At 43.3% G+C, this 2,365-nt stretch carries 3 protein-coding genes and 1 pseudogene; 1 reads left to right on the forward strand and 3 read right to left on the reverse strand.

Annotation, left to right across the window (positions count from 1 at the left end):
• Positions 1-259 (reverse strand): cation transporter (locus QVO88_RS09130; protein ID WP_288177948.1); only part of this gene is annotated, 259 nt, incomplete at its 3' end.
• Positions 260-515: 256 nt separating this feature from the next.
• Here QVO88_RS09130 and QVO88_RS09135 point away from each other — a divergent pair.
• Positions 516-1,793 carry a glycoside hydrolase family 5 protein gene (locus QVO88_RS09135; protein ID WP_022288181.1) on the forward strand — a complete coding sequence of 426 codons (1,278 nt, stop codon included), beginning with the start codon at positions 516-518 and terminating at the stop codon, positions 1,791-1,793.
• Positions 1,794-1,847: 54 nt separating this feature from the next.
• On the opposite strand, the gene QVO88_RS09140 is transcribed toward QVO88_RS09135, so the two are convergent.
• Positions 1,848-2,258, reverse strand: a complete 411-nt coding sequence (locus QVO88_RS09140) for a M67 family metallopeptidase (RefSeq protein ID WP_022288182.1) — start codon at positions 2,256-2,258, stop codon at positions 1,848-1,850.
• Positions 2,255-2,365, reverse strand: a pseudogene (locus QVO88_RS09145) (adenylyltransferase); the annotation flags it as partial. The gene QVO88_RS09140 and the pseudogene QVO88_RS09145, both read right to left, overlap by 4 nt.

Raw genomic sequence — 2,365 nt, forward strand, 5'->3', positions numbered from 1 at the left:
CTTCGTCTGCGGCTTTGGCCGCCATTTTAAAGCCAACCAACGACATTATAGACGAGCCTGCGTCGGACAAGTTATTGAAGGCGTCCGCCATAACGGACACAGCACCTGACACAAATCCTGCAATAAGCTTACCGAGGAAAAGCATGATATTAAGGACTATACCAGTACATGAGCCTAGGTAGCCATATTTTTTTCGGACGTTTTTATCTTTCACGTTATCCCTGTCTTTTATAAATAATCTTATAAGAAGTGCTGCCATATGAATATCCCCTTTTGTTTACCAAAGTAAACTTATAAGTTTATCTACTATTATAACACATAATATTACAAAATCAAGTGCAAATGCTTATTTATATGGATATTCGCCGCAACAGGCAATATGCAGCCATTTATTACTCATTTCAACCACATAATAAAATTTTCTTTTCACTATTGAAAAAAATTGTGCAGTGTGCTATAATAGTCATTAGCGTTAATCGTTTACATACGCAAAAAGAAAAGAGGTTATATAAAAAATGAGAAAATTCATATCGAGAGCTGCGGCTCTGCTGCTGGCAGGAGTTATGACAGCGGCTGTGGCAGGCTGCGGAAAAAACTCCGACAGCGAGGCAAAAGACACAGCAAAGAAGTGGACAGAGCTTGACCAGACACAGATAACAGAGGCTATGGGGCTTGGCTGGAACTTAGGCAATCAGCTTGAAGCTTCCAGCGGCGGACTTCCCAGCGAAACTTGCTGGGGCAACCCTGAGATAACCAAAGAGCTTATCGACACTATAAAGGCGCAGGGCTTCAAGACAGTAAGAATACCTGTTTCTTATCTTGACATGATAGGAGACGGTCCTGACTACAAGATAGACACTGACTGGCTGGACAGAGTTCAGGAGGTCGTTGACTATGTTGTTGACAACGATATGTTCGCTATAGTTAATATGCATGGTGACGGATATTACACTGTTGACCACTCTTGGTTGCTTTGTGCTGAAGACGATGACAAGCAGACCGAGATAAAGGACAAGTACGGCAAGGTTTGGACTCAGATAGCAGACCGTTTCAAGGACTATGACCAGCACCTTATCTTCGAGTCCATGAATGAGGAATTCAACAACGATTACGGCAAGCCTGACGAAAAAGCATATGATAACATCAACGCATACAATCAGATATTTGTTGACTCAGTGAGAGCAACAGGCTCGAACAATGAAAAACGCTGGCTGCTTCTCCCTGGTTGGAACACAAATATCGAATATACAGCAGGAGATGATTACAACTTCAAGATACCGACCGACAACGGCTGCAAGGCTGACGGCAAGCGTATCATGATATCAGTTCACTATTATGACCCATTCAATTTCACTATTGACGAGAACAAGACCGCAAAAACTCAGTGGGGCAAATATGCGGTAAAGAATTATGACAACTGGGGTCAGGAGGATTATGTTGACAGCCAAATGGCACTTCTTAACGAGAAGTTTGTAAGTCAAGGTTATCCTGTTGTTATCGGCGAATTTGGCGCACAGGACAAGACAGAAAAGTTTGCAGACTACAATGAGTTCAGACGCTACTGGTCTGAATATCTTATCAAGGCGGCAAAGAAAAACGGTGTTGTTTGTGTATACTGGGACAACGGCTACAACGGCAACAAGGGATTTGGCATCGTAAACAGATTTGACTACACTATCACACAGCCTGACCTTATCGCAGGCATGATGAGAGCCATAAACTCCACAGACGATTATGAGATCCCGTCACCGGCAGGCTACACAGAGGTCAGAAAGAGCGCAAAGGCTTCATAAGCTGATAAATACAAAAAGCAGTACCTTTTCACGAGTACTGCTTTTATTATGCCCTTATTCTATTACAAGTTTCTCTTTCGTGGAATCCGTTCCCTCGATATGAAAAGAATTGAGCACAGGCTCATCTCTGTTCATAAGTGAGAGTATCATATAGCTTGCTGTCTTGTCATAAGCAAGCCTTTTATCCTCATCAGAAGGACGAGAAGGTGACTCAGGGTGTGAGTGCCAGTTGCCCAGAGGAACAAGTCCCTCTGCTCTCATGTCCTTGATAGCAGCAAGCTGCTCCTTAGGGTCAAGAGAAAAATGCTCGTTTGAGTGTTCTATGTTCGTGAGAAGATAGACCTTTTTTATTATCTTGTCACTGCCCTCTTTTACTCCGCCGATAAGACCGCAGGCTTCGTTCGGAAGCTCGCTTTCAGCGTGGTGCAGTATCTTTTCATAATCGCTTTTGCTTAGTTTTATCATAAATGTACACCGTCACATTCTGCCTGTTCATAGTCGATAAGCTCTGTGATAGTAGGGTGCTCGCCGCATACTGCACAGCCCTTTGTATCCTGTGGAAGCTTTACCTT

It is taken from the genome of Ruminococcus sp. CAG:57 (assembly GCF_000435935.1).
Taxonomy (GTDB): Bacteria; Bacillota; Clostridia; order Oscillospirales; family Ruminococcaceae; genus Hominimerdicola; species Hominimerdicola aceti.